This is a genomic window from Sphingobium sp. SA916 (assembly GCF_002894065.1).
In the GTDB taxonomy this organism is placed as follows: Bacteria; Pseudomonadota; Alphaproteobacteria; order Sphingomonadales; family Sphingomonadaceae; genus Sphingobium; species Sphingobium fuliginis.
The window spans coordinates 86,740-107,113 of the sequence record NZ_LXYF01000024.1; the positions used below are offsets into that span (position 1 = coordinate 86,740).

A 20,374-nucleotide genomic window follows, 5' to 3' on the forward strand; every position below is an offset into this window, starting at 1 on the left:
GATGGGATTTTTTTGTTGCACAGCAAGGGGCATCGCGGACAATCGCAACAGGATGCTACGCCAATACGAACTTGTTGAACGGGTAAAGCGCTACGATCCGGATGCGGACGAAGCGATGATCAACCGCGCCTATGTCTTTTCCGTCCAGAAGCACGGGTCTCAGAAGCGCGCCAGCGGCGACCCCTATTTCAGTCATCCCATCGAAGTCGCCGGTATCCTGACCGATTTCAACCTGGACGATCAAACCATCGTGACCGCGCTGCTGCACGACACGATAGAGGATACGCTCGTCACCTATGAGGAGATCGAGCACGCCTTCGGCAAGGACGTCGCCCGGATGGTCGACGGCGTCACCAAGCTCAGCAAGATCGAGGCCATGTCCGAAAATGAGCGGGCCGCGGAAAATCTGCGCAAATTCCTGCTCGCCATGTCGGACGACATCCGCGTGCTGCTGGTGAAGCTGGCCGACCGGCTGCACAATATGCGCACGCTGCACTTCATCAAGAATGAGCAGAAGCGCCGCCGCATCGCCCGCGAGACGATGGACATCTACGCCCCGCTGGCGGAGCGGATCGGCATGTACGACTTCATGCGCGAGATGCAGTTGCTGGCCTTCCGCGAGCTGGAGCCGGAAGCCTATGACAGCATCACCAAGCGGCTGGAGCAACTGAAGGAAGGCGGCCATGACAAGGTCGACCGGATCGGCGCGGAACTGCAATTGCTGCTGGGCGGCAAGGGGCTGCCGGTTACGGTCTCGGGCCGCGAAAAGCATCCCTATTCCATCTGGAAGAAGATGCAGGAACGCCATATCAGCTTCGAGCAACTGACCGACGTCATGGCCTTCCGCGTCATCACCGAGACGACGGAGGACTGCTACCGCGCATTGGGCGTCATCCACCAGACCTACAAGATGGTGCCGGGGCGGTTCAAGGATTACATCTCCACGCCCAAGCGCAACGGCTACCGCTCGCTGCACACCACCGTCATCCATCAGGACAATGCCCGCATCGAGGTGCAGATTCGCAGCCGCGACATGCACCATGACGCCGAACTCGGCCTCGCCGCACACTGGGCCTATAAGCAGAAGGGCGACGCCACCGACCACCATGCAGCCTGGCTGCGCGACCTGGTCGAAATCCTGGAGCAGAGCCAGGATGCGGACGAACTGCTCGAACATACCCGCATGGCGATGTATCAGGACCGCATCTTCGCCTTTTCCCCCAAGGGCGAGCTGCACCAGTTGCCCAAGGGGTCGACGCCGGTCGACTTCGCCTATGCCGTGCACACCTCGCTCGGCAACCAGACGGTCGGCGCCAAGGTCAATGGCCGGGTCGTGCCGCTGCGCACGACGCTGGAGAATGGCGATCAGGTCGAGATCCTGAAATCCGAAGGACAGGAGCCGCAGCCCGGCTGGCTGACCTTCGCCATCACCGGCAAGGCCCGCGCCGCCATCCGCCGCTATATTCGCCAGAAGCAGCGCGGCGAGGAAGTCGCTCTGGGCGAGAAGCTCTATGAGGAAATCATCGGCCGCTTCTCCCCCGAACTGGCAAGCGAACTGGGCGACAAGGCATTGAAGGCGGCGTTGAAGCGCCTGAAGCTGGACGACCGCGCATCCCTGATGGTGGCCATCGCCACCCATCGCCTGCTCGATTCGGAGGTGATGGAGGCGCTCATTCCCGGCTCCACCAGCGTGGAGGGCATGGAGGAAGCCCATCCGCGCCAGCACGCTCCGGTATCGATCCGCGGCCTGACGCCCGGCATCGCCTATAATCTGGGCGACTGCTGCCACCCCGTCCCCGGCGACCGCATCGTCGGCGTCCGCCGCACCGGCGAACCGATCGAGGTCCACACCATCGATTGCCGTTCGCTGGAGGCGGGACAGGATGACGACTGGGTGGATTTAAGCTGGGACAGCAGGTCCAAGGGCGGCACCGCACGGCTTCAGGTGATCGTCAAGAACCAGCCGGGCGCGCTGGCGGCCGTCACCAACGTTTTCGGCGCGACCAAGGCGAACATCCTCAACCTGCAACTAGTGAACCGCGAAGGTCCCTTCCACACCGACATCATCGACCTGGAAGTCGCCGACGCCCAGCATCTGAACCGCATCCTCTCCGCCCTGCGCGGCCTCGACACGGTGGTGCAGGCGGATCGGGTCTAGAGCGTTTTCCAAGCAGATGGAATCATCTGCTGACTCGGAAAACGCGACAAAACAAAAACTTAGAGCAGTCGAGCCGATGCAATCGGATCGGAATCTGCTCTAGCGGCAGCGAAGGATGGTTGGCGGGAGGCCAACTCTTCTTGCCGGCCGGGCGAAAGTGGGAATGAGGATGCGGGGTGGGCGGCTGCCCTTCAGCTTTCCTGGAAGTATGGCGCGCTCTTGCGAAGGCGGGGGTATGATGCGCTCAACCGCAGCAACCGACATTCCCTCACCAATTCTGCCCAGGGAAAAGAAAAAGGGCGGCGCCAAAGGCACCGCCCCGATTTCCTCCGGCCATAGCCGGAAAGCAGCCCCGCCTGCGCGGGACTCGACCGAACTTACTTGAGTTCGACGGTCGCGCCGGCTTCTTCCAGCTGCTTCTTGATCTTCTCGGCTTCGTCCTTGCCGACGCCTTCCTTGACGGCCTTCGGCGCGCCTTCGACCAGAGCCTTGGCTTCGGTCAGGCCCAGGCCGGTGATGGCGCGGACTTCCTTGATGACGTTGATCTTCTTGCCGCCGTCGCCGGTCAGGACGACGTCGAATTCGTCCTTGGCTTCTTCAGCAGGAGCAGCGCCGGCAGCGCCACCGGCCGGAGCGGCAACCGCGACGGCAGCGGCGGCCGAAACGCCCCACTTTTCTTCCAGAGCCTTGGAAAGCTCAGCGGCTTCGAGGACGGTCAGGGCCGAGAGCTGGTCGACCAGAGCATTGATGTCTGCCATGTTACTTTACCTATTCCCTTCTGGGCGGGGCATGAGCCCCTTAAACGAGAGTTGAAAACAATATTCCGGGAAATCCCGCGGCGATCAGGCCGCGTTCTTTTCCGCATAGGCGTTGAAGACCCGCGCGAGCTGGGCAGCCGGGGCCTGGGTGACGGTTGCGAGCTTGGTAGCCGGGGCGACCAGAAGGCCGACCAGCTTCGCGCGCAGTTCATCCAGCGACGGCATTGAGGCGAGCGCCTTGACGCCCTCCGCGTTCAGCAGCACTTCGCCCATCGCACCGCCAACGATCTCAAGCTTGTCGTTGGTCTTGGCGAATTCGACCGCAACCTTCGCGGCTGCGACCGGATCGGCCGAGGAAGCGAGCCCGACCGGACCGGTCAGCAGGTCGCTGATGCCGCTATAGTCGGTGCCTTCAAGGGCGATCTTGGCGAGGCGGTTCTTCGTAACCTTGTAGGTGCCGCCGGCTTCGCGCATCTTCTGGCGCAGCTGGGTCGACTGGGCGACCGTCAGCCCGAGGTTGCGGGTCACGACGACCACGCCGACTTCGGCCAGATGTGCGTTCAGCGCGGAAACGACCTCAGCTTTCTGATTACGATCCATGCCTTTACTCCACTTCATGTCCGCCGGAAAATCCGGTGGACGGCAAAAACCCGCGACGAATCGCGGGGCATTGGTCCGAAGGGGAGAGATCGACTGGCCCGCATCCCTCAGGGAGAACAGGCAGACCCGGACAGGCAAGGCCCGGCCGGTAAAGAACTTTTCCCCGTCTAGGCCGGAAATTAAGAAGGGCATATTCCCTTCACCGACTGTCTCGGACGGAAGACCATCGACATTTCTGCCGGGGGTCTGCTGCGGGCGCCCCTACAGATTTGGAGGCCCCGTGTCACGCAAAATCTGGCGATTGGCGATGGAACGCGATGGAAAAGCGCCGTTTTACGCCGAAGTCCACACCATATGCGCGCATGCGCGCGAGCGCGCGTAGCCGCCCGGATAATGGGTCCGACATTTCAAAGAAGGGAGCGGAATAGGCTGACCGCGGGGATGTAGGACAGGATGAAAGCGGTGCCAGGCCGGGCAATAGGATGTTTTTTTCGCCAGCCGTGGCCGGGAGGTTACAGTCGGCAGGGCCGGTTCAGACGGTGCGATGATCCGCCGGGAGCAGGAGCGCGGAGCCCTCAGGCCAGAACGTGGAACAGAATCGCCGCCTTCCACCCCGTTCCCCCCTCCCCCAGGCCGTTCCCACCCGGAAGGATGGTTTACGTCCCGTCGGACCCCTTGCCATGCAAGAGCAAATAGCCATATCCTTCCCCATCATGAACAGCTTCTCGATGATGGCATATCCCGCGATGATGGCGGACAAGGATCAGGACGATCAGGGCGACGGCCCGGGCGGCCCCAATGTCGGCATCGCCACGCGCACGCGCGCCCGGACGAAAAAGCCCTCTCTCTACAAGGTGCTGATGCTGAACGACGACTACACGCCGATGGAATTCGTCGTGCACGTTCTCCAGCAATTCTTTCGCATGGACATGGAGGAGGCGACGCGCGTGATGCTGCACGTCCACCAGCGGGGCGTCGGCGTATGCGGAATCTTCAGCTATGAAGTGGCGGAAACCAAGGTGAATCAGGTGATGGACTTTGCCCGCCAGAACCAGCACCCGCTCCAGTGCACCTTGGAAAAGGCCTGATGGTGTCGCGGGGCACCTGACAGGCGGGCATAACGCGAATCTCACCGGCCGACGACTCGGGGCCATGCCCGGCAATCGAACTTGGCACGGACCCAGCGGTTCCGTGACGCCTTCAGCCTGACCAGAGGATGGCATTCTGCCAGCGCGGCCGTGCGAGGCGTTTCTCCAGACGGTGCTGTCAGTCCAACGCGAACTCGTCTCCACCAGATGCTTTTCGGGCGGAAGCACTGCGGCTAGCGCGCGATTGACCGCCACTCTGCGAGGGCCGCAGAGCGTGGTTCCTTATGGGCCTTTCGATAGGCTTGTTCATGCCCGCAGTTACCGCACCGCCTATTGCTTTGACAGAGCCGGTCGCAGCTATGAGGGTTGGTCTGGCATTGTGAACCGAACTTCGCGAACGAGCGTGCAGCTTTGGAGGGTGGAGGTCACACGCTCGGCATCGGCTTGCGAAAGATCCTGGGTTTCGAATTCGATGTGCATGTCGCCGTCGTGAATCTTCGCGCTCAATTTCGTCGGCGTCACCCATCGTCGAGCAAGTTGGCCAATCACGCGCGGCAGCATTTGCGGGTCAGGTGTCCCACGGTTTCGAAATTGAGCGTCACTTTCCCAGCCTCACGCTGCTATGCAGAGTCTCGGGCATCGATACGCCAGCGGTGGGTCGCTCGACATTTTCAGAGCGTTCAAGCTCATCGCGGAACCCGGGATGGGCGATGGCGATGAGGCGGCGGCGGCGTTCGCTTAGCGGCTGGCCCCGAAGCTCTGCGCTGCCGAACTCCGTGATGACGGTGTCGATATCGCTGCGGGCGATCGTCGTCGGGCCGTTCAGATGCGGCACGATACGACTGACGCGACCATTGGCTGCCGTTGACGGGAGCGCCACGATCGAGCGCCCTCGTTGACTGAGCCGGGCTCCGCGCACGAAGTCCAGCGTGCCGCCGACCGCTCCGATGTAGCGTCCTTGCGCTTCTTCAAGATTTGCCTGACCCGCCAGATCAATCTCGATGGCCGAATTCAAGGACAAGAACTGATCGAGGCGGGCCAGCGTTTCCGGAGCGTGGGTGTAAGTCAGAGGCCGGACATGAAATGCCGGATTGTCATGCACGAAATCATAAAGTCTGCGCGTTCCCCAGACAGCGCCGGTCACCGAAACGCCGCGGTCGATCGCCTTCAACGCGTTGGTGACGACGCCAGCTTGGATTAGATCGACCACAGCGTCGGGAACCACGCCCGAATGGATACCCAGGTTTTTGAAAGCGCCGAGGGAGGCGGCGACGGCGTCGGGAACGGCCCCGACACCAAATTGCAGGGTGGCTCCATCCTCCACGAAATGCGCAACATGCTCAGCGATCCGCCGCTCGACATCCCCGACCGATGCGGGCGGCAGTTCGATGAGTTCGCGATTGGAAGGAACGAGAATCCCGATGTCGCCTTCTGTTAGGAACGGCCCGCCATGAGTAAACGGCATCTGCTCGTTCATCTCAGCGATGACCACGCGCGCGCGCCGAACCCAGGCCCACATATAGTCGTTGACCAGACCGAGGCTGTAGCGGCCTCTGCTATCGGGCGGGCTAACGGACAGAAGCACGACATCGACATCAAGATCGCCGCTTGCCGCCAGCCGCGGGACATCCGCAAGATGAATCGGAACGATGTCCAGAACGCCAGCGCGCGTGAGGCTGGATTGGGTGCCAATGGCGCCGAAGGCTTGTAGGTGGAGACAGTCGGCATGCCCCGCCTCCACGATTGTCGAGAAGGACGCATGCATCAGAAGGCGTGCGCCTGCATAGTCGGCGCGCTGTGCGACGAGCGCCTCCAGCAAGGTCGTCGGCTCCGCCGTACTGTGGCCGACCGCGACGCGGCTATCCGGCCGAACATAGTCGGCCATACGGAGTCCCCGCGGCGCGACGGTCTTCAATTGAGCCCCAAGGATGGGAGGCTACCCGCCAATATCAAGGTCAGACTACCGTGGCCCTGAAATTCCGTTTCTTCGTTGATGTACGATACTTTGACGGGCTGAATCCGGTGCCAGTGCGGGGCCGTCTTGCGGTCGTCCGGATAAGCGATGTCGGCGGGATGGCTGACGTCCCACACATCTTGCTCTACAACGTTTTCGCCGCGCCAGAACCCAAGGCCCTTGCGGTCGTTGTAGCCGCCGCTGTAGCCAAGTCCCTGCATGGCAATGGCATTGCCGCTCTGCTCGCATTGGACGGCGACGGTCGTGCCATCGGTCAGTTCGGACAGGATTTCGACCGACCGGAAGCGCCGTGTCCCGGGGTGCAAATCCGGCTTCAGCACGATGTTCGAGACGATCAGGCTTTTTCTCGTGGTCGCATCCATCAATTCGCCGCTTACATAGGCGGGTTCTCCCTCGCGATGCGACAGCAATAGGGTGCCCGATAGCGGCGGGGCGGAGAAGAACAGGAACGCCATGGTGAAACCACGCTTGTCGAGCGCGTCTTTCGGGCCGGTCTGGACCTCAGGAACTGCCATTCCGTTGCGCACGCCCCAGCTGTGATCGCGACAGGCCCACCAGTCCTCGACGATGATTTCCTGCCCGTCGACAACGAGGCGCCCGCTGACCGTACCGATCTGGTTGAAGCGCTGATAGTCCTCTACGATGCGGCCGTTGAGGCGACGGAAATGCGGTGCTTCCTCCACCGGTTTGGACACGGCCGTCCAATGCAGTTCCGCGTTCACCCGGTCCGCGCCTTCGACGCGCAAGGTGAACGACCTGAGCGGCTGGACGACCTCGATCGACAGCGGACCGCATTCGACGACATTGTGCTGGCCGAGGCTTCGTGAGACACGCACATTATACTGTTGGCCGCCCAGCACGAGCACGAATCCGCCGTCCATGACGTTCATGTTGCGATAGACGCCCATCGTGAATTGCAGCGCGCACGAACCATCGCGCGCATAGGCGGCGAACCAGAAACGATCGAAGAAGCGGGGGTCGCTGGTGCCGACATGATCGAATGTCGTGGGAAGTTGATGCCACAAGCAATCGTCCAGTTCGGTGAGCATATCAGTCGCCCTTCTTTTCCTGCGTTCCGGTCGATGAAGCCTTCAGGGGCCGCATCGGATAGCGTGCGGTTCGCTCAAGCAAATGCGCCTGGATGACGCGCCGTTCCTGCTGCGAGCATTGCCCTATCGCGCGATGGAGAAGCATCCGTAGCTCGGCGTTGCGCGTTTCGAGCGTTGAAACGTCGAAGGGGTCGATCGAAACAATTTGCTCGGCTTGCTCGACCGCGGATGCGAGATCGGCGTCCATCTGGCCCCGAACATCGCCCAGGAGCGTCAGAGTGACCTGATTATCCCAATGAAGGAAAGGCAGGACTTTCGGCCAAGCGCCCTCGAGCATCTCCAGGTTGGAGAACGCCATGCGCATGATCTGGAGCGCATAATCGTCTTTGATCCGCGGCGTGAGGACGTCAGTTAAAATGCGGCGGGTTTCGCTCAGCTGTTCGGCGATCGTAGGACGCATCAGGCGAACTCCACCATCTTGAGCATCTGGCGGTAGAGCCATGTCGGGTTGTGGTGGATGCGGTCGAACTTCCCGTCGACCGTCGACCGCAGCCCGGTCAGCACGATGATCGCGAGCTTCCAGCAAGCGAAGACGTTCCACCAGTGCACTTCGTCTTCGTCAAAATCATATTCCGTGCGCTTCCGGAATTCGGCAAGGATTTCGCCGCGTTCCCACTGGCCGGGGATCTGATGTTCGCTGGCCCGAGCGGGATTGGTGATCCAGCCCAGATCCTCCAGCGGATCGCCGCGGTGGGCCGTTTCCCAATCGAGCACTGCGCTGAAGCGATCCTCGTGAATTAACGCGTTTCCGGGTTTGAAGTCGCCGTGCACCAGAACGATCTTGCGCGCCGGTCGGGCCCGCTCCTGAAGCCAGACGCGTATCAACTCCAGTTCCGGCATGGGTTCGAGCGCGACACGATCAAGTTCGCCCTTCCAGCGTTCCAGTTCGAAAAGAGCTGGAACGGGACCGGGATCTTCCAACGTTTCGGAGAGGCCGGCGGATTGCCAGTCGATCGCTTGCAGGTCGACGAGCAGCTGCAGGAAATCGCTGGCCAGCCGCATCCGGGTTTCCAGCGGGCGGGAACCCGTCAGGGCAAAATATTCGCAGGCACCCGGCGCGATCTCCATCACCAGTGCCGGTCGTCCAAGTTGCGAGCCATCCAGATCGACACCGAAGACCTTGGGAATCGGAAACCCTGCTTCGCGCAGCCTGACAAGCACCTCATATTCGGCGCGGCGATCCGTCTCGAGCATGCCGCCAACGGGATCGCGGCGGAGAATGAGCGATTCCCGAACATCGTCGGATCCGCCACTCACCACGTCGAAGGTCCAGTTCTCCCGCGACATGCCAGTCGATTTGCGATCAAGCCGCTCGATCAGCAAATCCGGCTGCTTCCGGAGGTTTTGCAAGAAGACGCCGAGCTTCTCGGCCAGCGGCTCTTCCGAAGATAATCTCACGCCCTTCACCATGATCAAGCCTCGGTAATGATCATGTTTCCGTAATCGTCGATCCGCGCCGCCTGTCCGGGCAGCATGACGATGGTGGTATCGAGCTGCTGGAAGATGGCGGGTCCGGATATGATGGCGCCCGCGCCGAGCTCGGACCGGCTGAAGATCGGGGTCATCCGCTCGCCATCGGCGAAGTGCACGATCTGCTCGCCAATCCGGGCTGCGGCGATGTCACCGGCTGCCGCGAGCTTCCTGATGGGCGGTTCGGGCAAGGTGCCGATCGCCTCGACGCCGACGGTTACGATCTCGACCGGCATTTCAGGCTGGGAGAAGGTGTACAGGGCTTCATGAAGGTCATGGAACTCCGCCAGCGCCTTTGCAAGGGCATCGGCCTCCGACACCTCACGGTCCCATCCCACCTGAAGCTCAAAGCCTTGTCCTTGATAGCGCATGCTCGCGATCCGCCGGATCGAGCGGCCCGTGGAAGGCACCTGCTCATCGTCGAACCAGGTCACGGCATCGCTCTCCAGAACGCTGAAGCTGGCGCGAAGGGCATCGAAATCCGGGCTTCCCGCATCCTGGATGCAGGTGCGCTGAAAATCCGATCGGAGATTGGAAGCGAGCAAGCCGATCGAAGAGAGCACGCCAGGAGAGGGCGGCAACAGCAAGGTCCGCATTCCCAGAAGCCGGGCAAGGGCGCCGCCGTGCAGCGGTCCAGCCCCGCCGAACGGGACGAGCGCGAAATCGCGTGGATCGTAGCCTTTTTCGACCGAGACCACCCGGATCGCGCCGACCATCTTGTTGTCGGCCAGAGCCAGAATCCCCCGCGCGGCGTCTTCGATGGTAAGGCCGAGCGGTTCGGCGATACGTGTCCGGATCGCGTCGCGCGCCGCGGCGATGTCGAGCTGCATCTCGCCCTTGAGCAGTGTCGCGGGAAGATGGCCTAGGACAGCGTGGGCGTCTGTCACCGTGGGCTCCGTGCCGCCTCGGCTGTAACATACCGGTCCCGGCTGAGCGCCGGCGCTGTCGGGACCGACGGTGAGGCCGCCGGAGTCGGAGATGCGCGCGATCGATCCGCCACCCGCACCGATGGTGTTGATGTCGACCATCGGGATCGTGAGGGGCCATTCCCCCACGCGGCCCTGGGATGTCATGCCGGGAGCGCCACCCTTGATCAGGCTGATGTCCGCAGAGGTTCCGCCGATGTCGACGCCGATCACGTCCGGATAACCTGCGAGCTTCGCGAAGAGCTGCATGCCCACGACGCCGGCCGCCGGCCCGCTGAGAGCGGTCTGTACCGGCTCGCGCCGGATCGCCTGGGCGCTTGAAACGCCGCCATTGGACTTCATCAGCAACAGCGGCGCCGCGACACGATCGTCCCGCAGCCGCCCTTCCAGCCGTTCCACATAGGTCGAGACCGCCGGCATGACATAGGCGTTGAGCACCGTCGCCATCGAGCGTTCGAATTCGCGGAAGGTCGGCAGGACTTCCGAGGAGATCGTCACGATCGCTTCCGGCCACTCTTCCAGAACGGCCTCGCGCGCGGCGCGCTCATGGATGTCCGCAGCATAGCTGTGCAGAAAGCTGATCGCGATCGCCTTGACCGACTGCCGCTTGAACAGCTTCGCCGCCGAACGAACAGCCGCGAGATCGAGCGGCTCGACCTCCTCTCCCGCCTTGTTCAGCCGGCCGCCGACCTCGACGATGAGTTCCGGCCGGATAGGCCGCGCCGGCTTTTGCCAGGAGTAGAGGTTGGTGCCTCGTGGTATATCATGCCGCCCGATCTCCAGGACATGCCGGAAGCCCGCCGTTGTGAGCAAGGCGCAGAGGGGGCCCTTGCTCTCCAGGATCAGGTTCGTGGCGACGGTCGTACCGTGGACGACCTGCGACAGGCGCTCTCCGTTCGATCCCGCAAGCTCCAACACCCGCTGGATGCCGTTCATGAACCCTTCCGACGGGTCCGCCGGCGTCGATGGCACCTTGGCCGTCCATATGGCACCGCTTGCGCGGTCGAGCAGCGTGACGTCGGTAAAAGTCCCCCCGGTATCGATCGCGACAGACAGATCGAGTTCTCCATTTCCCCTGGTCATGTTCATCCGATCCGATCGATATAAATATTGCGATGGAATAGCTTGGTCTCGCCGCGCTGCGCGCGCAGCCGGGCCGTCGCCTCTTCGTCGATGTCCAACTCCAGCCCCTCGCCCGTCAGCACCACACCATAGTCTTCGCGAGCGCCCTCGCGCCCGACGAAGCCGCGGAGGACATCGAGGCGGACGTCCTCGCTCGGACGGTCGAAGGGATGTCCGACGCCTCCGCCTCCGCCTGTCTCGATCTGCAGGATATCGCCCCGCCGAAGGATCGTGCCGTCGGAAAGAGGATCGAGCACCCGCTCGTCGGGACGACCGACATTGACACGCGCCCGCCCGGGCCGGCCGCTTTGGCCGCCGTAGATGCCCCAAGGCGTGTTTACGGTGGCATCGATGCGGGTGCTGATCACCACCTCATCGGCCAGGACCTCGATCTCGCGGATGACCCCGCATCCGCCGCGATAGCGCCCCGGACCGCCAGAGTCCGGGCGAATGGCGTATTTGCGAAGGAAAACTGGATAGTTGCTGTTGATGAACTCCGCCGGATAATTCTCCTGCGCGACGAAATAGACCGCGTCATGCCCGTCCGCGAAAGACCGCGCTCCATATCCTACGGCAACCCCGTCGATGAGCAGAAAGGCCTTGCCCGTGGCAGGATCGACACCGCGCATGAAATAGAAGGTATAGGCGGGATTGGAAGCGATGCCGCGGCCGGGCGCGGCTTCGGCGATGAGCGCCATGATGGCGCTTTGGAGTCTGAGCCAGGACATGCTGCGCTGGCCGACCGGCGCCGGGAAGATGGGCTGGACCAGGCTTCCGGGCCGAAGGACGACGTCGTCGACGAGCCGCATCATCCCGTCATTCAACGCCTCGAACGGATCATGCGAGGTCAGGAAGATGCCGAAGACCAGCGATGGCACGACGGGATGCATGATGTAATTGATCGGCCCTTCGGCCTGATCGTCGGTCTCGCTGGTATCGATGGACACGCCGTTCGAGTTCACGTCCATCTTCACGCGAACGTGGAAAGGACCGTTCCCGCAGCCATCCGTATCAACCACGTCGGCTCCGCTGTAGGTTCCGACCGGGAACATTTCCTGGAAAAGCGATCGGGCGCGACGTTCGGTCCTGTCCTGAACCTGCTGGAAGGCGCTGAGGACGACCTGGCGCCCGAACCGATCGACCAGTTCGGTGAAGCGGCGCTCACCAAGCCGGAGCGCCGCGACGAGACTGCGCATGTCGCCGCGATTGATGTCGGGATAGCGCGAGTTGCGCTCGAAGATACGCCGCAGTTCGCTGTTTTCCACGCCCTCGCGAAACAGACGAACGGGAGGAATGATGATCCCTTCCTCGAAGATGCTCTTCGCATCGGGGGAGATCGAACCGGGCTGCGAACCGCCGATGTCGCTCAGGTGGGCCCAGCTTTGCACGAAACCGCACAACTCGCCCGCGACGAAAACCGGAGCCACGAAAACCTGGTCGGGACTATGCGTGACGGCGCCTTGCGTCGCGTAGCAATCGTTGAACCAGTATACGTCGCCGCTGCGCATGTCCTCGATCGGATAATGCTCGATGATCGGCTTCACGATCTGCCCGAACAGGGGCAGCACGGTTCCCGCGACCATACGCGCTTCCGGATCGAAGAAGGATACCCAATAGTCCTTCTTTTCACGGATCATTGCCGACATGGCGGTGCGCTCGAGAAGCGCTCCCATTTCGCTCAGCGCAGCCCGCAGGGCTCCCACGATAATCTCCAGCGCGACTGGATCGCAGGCAACCGCCTCGTCGCGCATGTCCCCGTTTTTCATTCAAGCATCTCCAGGCCCAACGGCTCGACTTCTGGCTAGGACCGCCGTCATGTTCGCACTGCACTGATCGAGACGAACGGTTTGCAATATGCGACATGAAAACGGCATGATCAGGATGGCATCGCCTGTCTTCGTCGGCGGTATATCCGCCTCATTCCCGCCGGTCAGGCGGGCACGACAGGCAAGAGGATATGCGACGGTCGGACGAGATCCCGGAATACCGCCTGCTCGGCTACCACCATTTTGCTATGGTGGCCGAGCGGTTCGCCCGTGTTCGGATTGACGTCATGCTGCGGAAAGCTGGAACTCGAGATGTCGAGCCTTATGCGATGGCCTCGTTTGAAGAAATTGCTGGTCGGCGTCAGTTCGATCGCGATCTCGTAGATTTCGCCGGGTTTTATGAGGTCCTGCTTCACCCGGCCGTTACGATAGCGCATCCGGACTATGCCTTCGCTGATAAGCATCGCGAAACCTTCGGGGTGGTCGTCGCTGGGCGGGTAGGCGTCGATCAGCTTGGCGGTGAAATCCGTGTCGGGCGCCGAAGATGAGACCCACAGACGCACCTCCAGCGGCCCCGTGACCTCGATACCCTCCGCCAGCGGCTCGGTCTCGAAAACCAGAACATCCGCCCGCTCCCGAATCGGCCGATCGCTTCCCTTGCACGCCGCGAATTCGGGAGAGCAGCGCTGGTCGCGCGGGCCGGGCATCACGAAGGCGCTGAACTCGATCAACTGGGCCGTGTTGCTTCCCAGCCCCGGCGCCGGGTCGTTCGGATCGAAGGTGAAGCGGGCAGGCTCCCGGGCCCCTGGTTCGCGGTCAAGCCGCCCGTCGTCTGCCAGATAGAAGGGCGTGAATGCGGTGGCGGGGAGCGGCCATTGCTCTGCGCCGCACCACTCACCGCCATGGAAGACGAGCCCCTTCTCGGTCCAGTGACCATCGCCCGTGCCCATCATGAAGTAGCGCACGGCCGGCTCGCGATCGATGCCGTTCTCGATGCCGCGCACCCAGCGGTCGGTCCAGTCCAGCCAGCGCTCGTCGATCGGACCGAGCATCCCTGCCGCCTCGCCGAAGTCGGCAATGCCGGCCGAAGTGTCCTGCAGCATCGACGGGCTATGGATCCACGGTCCGGAAATGATCTGAACCGGCTTTTTCAAGCGCTTCCGGAATTCCACGAACTTGTCGAAGTTGGCGGCGGCATGAGTCGCGAACCAACCCGTGATGAGAAGGGGAGCGACATCGGTGGGATAGTCGTCATAGCGCCCCTCGATCCGCAATCCGGTGCTTTGCCAATAGGGCTGATCGTCGGACCGCTCCTCCATCTTGAAGTAATAGTCTTCATATTCGGAACTCAGCGCGATGGGCGACTGCCCCTTTTTTATCGGCAGCCTGGCAACCCAGTCCGCCAAATTGTCCCGCATGTCCCCTATCGCCGCCTTGACCTTCGGGTCCGCCATCGCCTCCCTGCCGAGGCTGGCGCTGTGGACGATCCAGGCCAGCGTGTTGCCGACGTTGAAGGTGCCGTGCACCCGGAAGGAGCGCTGATAGTAGTTGGTGCCGCAGTCACGCAGAACCTGGGCGCACAGCCCCGGCGGATGTTCAAGCGCCGCCGCCTGTTGGTTCGTCGCGCTGTAGGATCCGCCCACGGTGCCGATCCTGCCGTCGCACCAGGGCTGCGCATGAATCCAGCTTAAAGTGTCGAAACCGTCGGCGCCTTCGTCGTGCGCCCCGGTCATCATCTCGAATAGCCCCTCGGATTCGTTGCGCCCGCGCACGTCCTGGCTGACGAATACATATCCGCGCGCCGCCGCCTGACGACCGAAGCGCTCAATGCGCCACAGGCCGCGGTCGTAGGGGGTACGCTCGACCAGCACGGGCCAACGTCCCTCCAGCGGCTGGTCGCCCGCCGCCGGACGATAGATGTCCATGGCAAAGGTGACGCCGTCGCGCGCCTTCATCGTGACCTTGCGGTCGATCACAACGTCATAGGACAAGCCATCGCGCGAAATCGTCATCGATCATCCCCCACATTACGAGCCCAGGAGCTGCCAAAGCCCAAAGAGCTACGCAAAACCCTCGCTGGGTTTTGACGCACTGGGGCGGAGGGTTTGCCGATTGCGGCGTCCGTTTCGGCAGGTTGCGCGGAATGATAAAAGGACTGGGTGCTTCAACGCCGTGTGCAGCGGCCTCGGCACCATGGCAAATGGGTGTCTCAAACAGTATACTTACTGTCCCAATATGAAAATTCATAAGGATGCTTAATTTGATAGTCGGCCTTATCCAACGCCAGCTCAGAGCGGCTTACCGTTTGCATTGGGCATAACAACGGCTTGGCAGACTAGGCGTAGCAAATGAATGAGATAGAGCGCGTCCACGGCCATGAAACTCAAGGATCGCGGACGGCGGGCGATACCGGACATTCCAGTCGTCAGCTGATAAACTTGGAAGACGTTCGGGAGGCGGCGGCGAGGATTGGTCAGGCCGTGGTTCGAACGCCGTTTCTTCAATCGCAGACCTTATCCGAGCTAACCGGAGCGGAAGTCTGGTTGAAGTTCGAAAATCTTCAGTTCACCGCGTCGTTCAAGGAGCGCGGTGCGCTCAATCGGCTGAGCGTGTTAAGCGCTGAAGAATCGCAGCGCGGAGTCGTGGCGGTGTCTGCCGGCAATCATGCCCAAGGCGTCGCACTCCATGCGCGGCGGCTGGGAATACCCGCCACGATCATCATGCCGCGCAATACGCCAGGTGTGAAAGTCCAGCGAACAGAGGGATTCGGTGCACGCGTCATTTTGGCGGGGGCTAACTTCGCTGAAGCATCCGGCCATTTGACGGAACTGGCGAGCAGAGAGGGGCTGACCGTCATCCACCCGTTCAGCGATCCGCTGGTGATCGCGGGGCAGGGAACGGTCGGCCTGGAGATGGTAGAGGATGGTCCGGCCCTGGACGCCGTTATCGCCGGAGTGGGGGGCGGCGGGCTGATCGCCGGGGTCGGCACGGTCTTCGCGGCTCTTTCGCCCACGACCCAGATATTCGGCGTCCAGTCCGAACTCTACCCCTCCATGGCAGAGGCGCTGAGCGGTGCAAAGGAAGTCGTGGTGCGTGGCGGGAATTCGGTGGCGGAAGGAATTGCCGTCGCGACCGCCGATCCGCTGACGACGCATCACGCAAAACAACTCGTGGATCGGATGATCGTCGTTCCCGAGAAACGGATAGAGGATGCCATCGCCCTACTCCTGCAGATCGAGAAATCGCTTTGCGAGGGGGCGGGAGCGGCAGGGTTGGCGGCTGTCTTGGCCGAACCGGACCTCTTTCGCGGAAAGCGCGTTGGCCTGGTCCTTTCGGGGGGGAATATCGACGCCAGAGTCCTCATTTCGGTCCTCCAGCGTTATCTCGCGCGTGCCGGCCAATTCGTGCGGCTGACGGTCAACACCCAGGATCAGGCGGGCGGACTCGGCCGGATCGCCACAATCATCGGCGAAGGCGCGGGCAACATCCTGAACGTTCGCCATGAGCGTGTGTTCGGCGGCGCCACCGCCCGCTCCACAGATGTAGCACTCGACATCGAGCTGTCCGATCCCGGCGCGCTCGGTCCGATCATCGCGAAGATAGAGGCGGCAGGGTTCCCCGTCGCTCTCAGCCCATCTTCGGACTGAAACTTCTCCGAAAGGCAGCCTGAGCATGTCCTCCCAAACGGCGATCGATTCTCCGAGCCTGTCCGAGACGGTCGCGAACCTGTCGACACTCGATGAGAGGCTGCGCTGGTTGGCATCGTGGACCATTCACCACGCCAACAATCAGAGACAGCACCGTGACGGCTTGAAGGTCGGTGGACATCAGGCGAGCTGTGCCTCGATCAGCACGATCATGGCGGCCCTCTATTTCCATGCCCTGCGCCCGAACGACAAGGTCGCGGTCAAGCCTCATGCCGGCCCCGTCCTGCATGCGATCCATTACCTGTTGGGCCAACAATCGCTCGATCAACTCCAGCGTTTTCGCGGTTTCGGCGGGGCGCAAAGCTATCCAAGCCGCACGAAGGACGTCATCCCGGTCGATTTCTCGACAGGCTCGGTCGGTTTGGGCGTGGCGATCACGGCGTTCGCAAGCCTGGTGCAGGACTATCTGATCGCGCATGGGCAACTGGCCGAAGCGGATGCAGGCCGGATGATCGCCCTGATGGGCGACGCGGAGCTTGACGAGGGGAACATCTACGAGTGCCTGATCGAAGCCTATAAGCACCAGATCCGAAACTGCTGGTGGATCGTCGACTATAACCGGCAGTCGCTAGATCACACGACTGCGGACCGCATGTTCAATCGGTTCGACGATATTTTCGCGACCTGCGGCTGGCGCGTGCTTACGCTCAAATACGGAAAGCTCCAACGCGACGCTTTCGCGCGGCCTGGCGGCAAGGTGCTCAAGGAATGGATCGACAATTGCCCGAACGTCGATTTCGCTGCGCTCACTTATCAGGGTGGAGCAGCCTGGCGGGAGCGGCTCCAGTCCGACATTGGCGAAAAGCTCGACATCACCGAACTGCTGGCCGGTTACGACGATGACGCGCTTGCCGCGATGATGACCAATCTGGGCGGGCACTGCGTCGAGACGATCCTGGAGGCGTTCGAACAGGCTGCGGACGATAGGCCGACGATGTTTATCGCCTACACCATCAAGGGCAACGGCCTGCCCTTCGCGGGGCATAAGGATAATCATGCTGGCCTCATGAACGCCCGGCAGATCGAAACGCTGCGAGACTCTCTCGGGATCGCGGAGGGTGAAGAGTGGGCGCCTTTTTCCGGAATGGGCGACAACCGGGCCGCGAAGTTGCGGGCTTTCATCGAGACGAGCCCGATCGCGCGGATGAAAGCCGAGCCGGCGGCCGACCGCATTGCCGTGCCCGATCGGCTGAAGGCGCCCGAGGGTTCGGAGCAGTCGACCCAGGCTGCTTTCGGCCGCATCCTGCTGGACCTGTCCAAGTCCAGGCACCCGCTCGCCGACAGGATCGTCACGACATCGCCGGATGTCACCGTCTCGACCAATCTGGGAGCGTTCGTAAATCAGCGTGGCCTGTTCCGGCGACAGGAGTTCGAGGACGTCTTTGCCGGCGCGAAGATACCCTCGGCCCAGAAATGGGCTGCGCATCGGGCGGGGCAGCATATCGAACTCGGCATAGCGGAGAATAATCTCTTTCTGATGCTCGCCGCCTTGGGATTGTCGGCGCCGCTGTTCGGCAGCCGCTTGCTGCCGATCGGCACGGTCTATGACCCCTTCATCGCGCGGGGCCTCGATGCGCTCAACTACGGCTGTTATCAGGACGCGCGCTTTCTGTTGGTGGCAACGCCATCCGGCCTGACCCTGGGCCCTGAAGGCGGCGCCCATCAGTCGATCAACGCACCCCTGATCGGCATGGGGCAACCGGGGCTGACCTATTTCGAACCGGCCTATGCCGATGAACTCGCCATTTTCATGCATTGGGCCTTCGATCACATGCAGGCGGATCAGGGGGGCTCGGTCTATCTGCGGCTGACCACTCGCGCGATCCCGCAAATCCCGCGCGAAGGCGACGCCTGGGAAGGCGATGCGCTCAAGGGCGGATATTGGCTGAAGCGCCCTTCACAAGGCGCTGCGGCAGCAATCGTCTTCACTGGGGCGATCGCGCCCGAGGTGCTCTCCGCCTATGAAAGTCTGGTCGATGACCTGCCTGGCCTGGGTGTTCTGAATGTCACGTCCCCCGACCTGCTGCACCGCGGCTGGTCAGCGAGCCAGGCGTCTCGCTGGAGGGGAACGCCAACCGCCAGCCATGCCGATGTTCTCCTGTCGGCTCTGTCGCCTGATGCCGGTCTGGTGACCATCATCGATGGCTCGCCATCGGCATTGTCTTGGCTCGGCGGCGTCAGGGGCATGCGCGTCAGCGCTCTCGGCACCGATCGTTTCGGCCAGACCGGCGATTTGGCCGATCTCTACCGCGAATATCGTCTGGATGCCGATGCGATCGTCGAAGCCGTCGCGGCGCTCCTCCTGGAAGACTGACATGACCATCGAACTCAAAATGCCAGCCCTTTCGCCGACGATGGAGAAGGGCACGCTCGCCAGATGGCTGGTGTCCGTTGGCGATACCGTAAATCAGGGAGATGTCCTGGCCGAAATCGAGACCGACAAGGCCACGATGGAACTGGAAGCGGCCGACGATGGTCGGATTGCTTCGCTCGAGGTCGCCAATGGAACCGAAAATGTGCTCGTCGGCACGGTGATCGCGGTGCTGGCGCAGGGGGACGCGGCGATAGCGGCAGGTGGATCGCTCCATGAGATGCCGGTCGTCTCGCCGGACCCAGTTCCCGCGTCGGTGCCGGTCCATCCTGCACCCGCGATCGAACGCCTGAGGCCATTTCGAGCCGATCGCAGCAAGGTCAGTCCCCTTGCCCAGCGCATCGCCGACGCCAAGGGGCTGGACCTCAGCGGGATTGTCGGGACCGGTCCGGGAGGGCGCATCATGCGGGCCGACCTTGGCCTGCAGCAAGCTCCCGAGCGCTCGCCGGAAAAGATCAGACCGAACGCGACCGAGCCTGTGTTCGCGCCGCCGCCGAGCGGGGTACCGTTCGAGGCGATCAAGCTTTCGAGCATGCGCAAGACGATCGCGCGCCGCCTTACGGAATCGAAGCAGACGGTTCCGCATTTCTATCTCTCGGTCCACTGCCCCCTGGACGCGCTTTTGAAACTGCGCGGCGAGATCAACGCAAGCCTCGCAAAGCAGGGCATCAAACTGTCGGTCAACGATTTCATGATCAAGGCCCTGGCCAGGGCGATGGTCGATGAGCCCGATGCCAACGTGCAATTCGCGGGAGATCGGATGTATCGGTTCTACCGGGCCGACGTAGCGATGGCGGTGGCGATCGACGGCGGGCTGGTGACGCCGGTCATTCAAAATTGCGATCGGCTGTCCTTGTCGGCGATCGCTCGCCAGAGCCAAAGCCTTGCCGCCAAGGCGCGCGATGGAAAACTGACGCCGGAAGAATATCAGGGCGGCACCGCATCCATTTCCAATCTCGGCATGTACGGCATCGACGAGATGTTCCCGGTGATCAATCCGCCTCAGGCCCTGATCCTTGGGATCGGCGCAGGCCTGCAAAGGCCCTGGAAGGTTGGAGGCGAGCTGGGCCTAGCGACAGTTGCCACGGTGACGGGCAGTTTCGACCACCGCGTCATCGATGGCGCCACCGGCGCGCGCTTTCTGGCGGCTTTTCGCGAAGCAATCGCAGCCCCTCTGACCTTGATTTCGTGACGGCGGATTTCTAGGGCGTGAACTCATAATTTGAGTTGAGCTCTCCGCCTTCGCATGATTCAGGCGCTCTTTGAGAATGGAGGGCGTATGGCGCGGCGGCGGTATGAACTAACGGACAAGGAATGGCTGATC

The 20,374-nt window shown here is 62.3% G+C and carries 14 protein-coding genes; 5 read left to right on the forward strand and 9 right to left on the reverse strand.

The window, feature by feature from the left end; all coding sequences use genetic code 11:
• Nucleotides 1–52: 52 nt before the first annotated feature.
• On the forward strand, nt 53–2,158 hold the full coding sequence (locus A8G00_RS05420; RefSeq protein ID WP_044661528.1) for a bifunctional (p)ppGpp synthetase/guanosine-3',5'-bis(diphosphate) 3'-pyrophosphohydrolase: 2,106 nt from the start codon (nt 53–55) through the stop codon (nt 2,156–2,158).
• 377 nt (nt 2,159–2,535) lie between these two features.
• On the opposite strand, the gene rplL is transcribed toward A8G00_RS05420, so the two are convergent.
• Nucleotides 2,536–2,916 (reverse strand): 50S ribosomal protein L7/L12, encoded by a 381-nt coding sequence (gene rplL / locus A8G00_RS05425; RefSeq protein WP_007687446.1) that lies wholly within the window; start codon nt 2,914–2,916, stop codon nt 2,536–2,538.
• Between the two features lie 84 nt (nt 2,917–3,000).
• Nucleotides 3,001–3,516 (reverse strand): 50S ribosomal protein L10, encoded by a 516-nt coding sequence (rplJ, locus tag A8G00_RS05430; protein ID WP_025551854.1) that lies wholly within the window; start codon nt 3,514–3,516, stop codon nt 3,001–3,003.
• A 728-nt stretch (nt 3,517–4,244) separates the two neighbouring features.
• Here rplJ and clpS point away from each other — a divergent pair.
• Entirely contained in the window at nt 4,245–4,604 is a 360-nt protein-coding gene (gene clpS / locus A8G00_RS05435; RefSeq protein ID WP_229742482.1) for an ATP-dependent Clp protease adapter ClpS, read from the forward strand.
• 598 nt (nt 4,605–5,202) lie between these two features.
• Here the strand turns inward: clpS and A8G00_RS05445 are convergent.
• The 7 genes from A8G00_RS05445 to A8G00_RS05475 form a co-directional block, all read right to left on the reverse strand.
• Entirely contained in the window at nt 5,203–6,489 is a 1,287-nt protein-coding gene (locus A8G00_RS05445; RefSeq protein WP_103000254.1) for an acetyl-CoA hydrolase/transferase family protein, read from the reverse strand.
• 26 nt (nt 6,490–6,515) lie between these two features.
• On the reverse strand, nt 6,516–7,628 hold the full coding sequence (locus A8G00_RS05450) for a hypothetical protein (protein ID WP_103000255.1): 1,113 nt from the start codon (nt 7,626–7,628) through the stop codon (nt 6,516–6,518).
• A 1-nt stretch (nt 7,629) separates the two neighbouring features.
• The gene (locus tag A8G00_RS05455; protein WP_103000256.1) at nt 7,630–8,088 is read right to left on the reverse strand and encodes a hypothetical protein; all 459 of its coding nucleotides are present in this window, start codon (nt 8,086–8,088) and stop codon (nt 7,630–7,632) included.
• Complete coding sequence (locus tag A8G00_RS05460; protein WP_103000257.1) at nt 8,088–9,098, reverse strand: phosphotransferase family protein; 1,011 nt, start codon at nt 9,096–9,098, stop codon at nt 8,088–8,090. Before A8G00_RS05460 ends, A8G00_RS05455 begins: the two co-directional genes overlap by 1 nt.
• A 2-nt stretch (nt 9,099–9,100) precedes the next feature.
• On the reverse strand, nt 9,101–11,167 hold the full coding sequence (locus A8G00_RS05465) for a hydantoinase/oxoprolinase family protein (protein WP_103000258.1): 2,067 nt from the start codon (nt 11,165–11,167) through the stop codon (nt 9,101–9,103).
• A 2-nt stretch (nt 11,168–11,169) separates the two neighbouring features.
• Nucleotides 11,170–12,972: a hydantoinase B/oxoprolinase family protein gene (locus A8G00_RS05470; protein WP_103000259.1), complete on the reverse strand. Its 1,803-nt coding sequence runs from the start codon at nt 12,970–12,972 to the stop codon at nt 11,170–11,172.
• A 164-nt stretch (nt 12,973–13,136) separates the two neighbouring features.
• Nucleotides 13,137–14,927, reverse strand: coding sequence for a CocE/NonD family hydrolase (locus A8G00_RS05475; RefSeq protein WP_172451793.1), 1,791 nt, complete (start codon nt 14,925–14,927; stop codon nt 13,137–13,139).
• Between the two features lie 393 nt (nt 14,928–15,320).
• On the opposite strand from A8G00_RS05475, the gene A8G00_RS05480 reads away from it, so the two are divergent.
• Genes A8G00_RS05480 through A8G00_RS05490 form a run of 3 tightly spaced genes read left to right on the forward strand, consistent with a single transcriptional unit; the run spans nt 15,321 to nt 20,242 of the window.
• A complete protein-coding gene (locus tag A8G00_RS05480; protein ID WP_103000261.1) occupies nt 15,321–16,619 on the forward strand; it encodes a threonine ammonia-lyase in 1,299 nt (432 codons plus the stop codon).
• A 25-nt stretch (nt 16,620–16,644) separates the two neighbouring features.
• Nucleotides 16,645–18,993 (forward strand): transketolase, encoded by a 2,349-nt coding sequence (locus tag A8G00_RS05485; protein ID WP_103000262.1) that lies wholly within the window; start codon nt 16,645–16,647, stop codon nt 18,991–18,993.
• 1 nt (nt 18,994) lies between these two features.
• Nucleotides 18,995–20,242, forward strand: coding sequence for a dihydrolipoamide acetyltransferase family protein (locus A8G00_RS05490; RefSeq protein WP_103000263.1), 1,248 nt, complete (start codon nt 18,995–18,997; stop codon nt 20,240–20,242).
• The last annotated feature ends 132 nt before the right edge of the window (nt 20,243–20,374 follow it).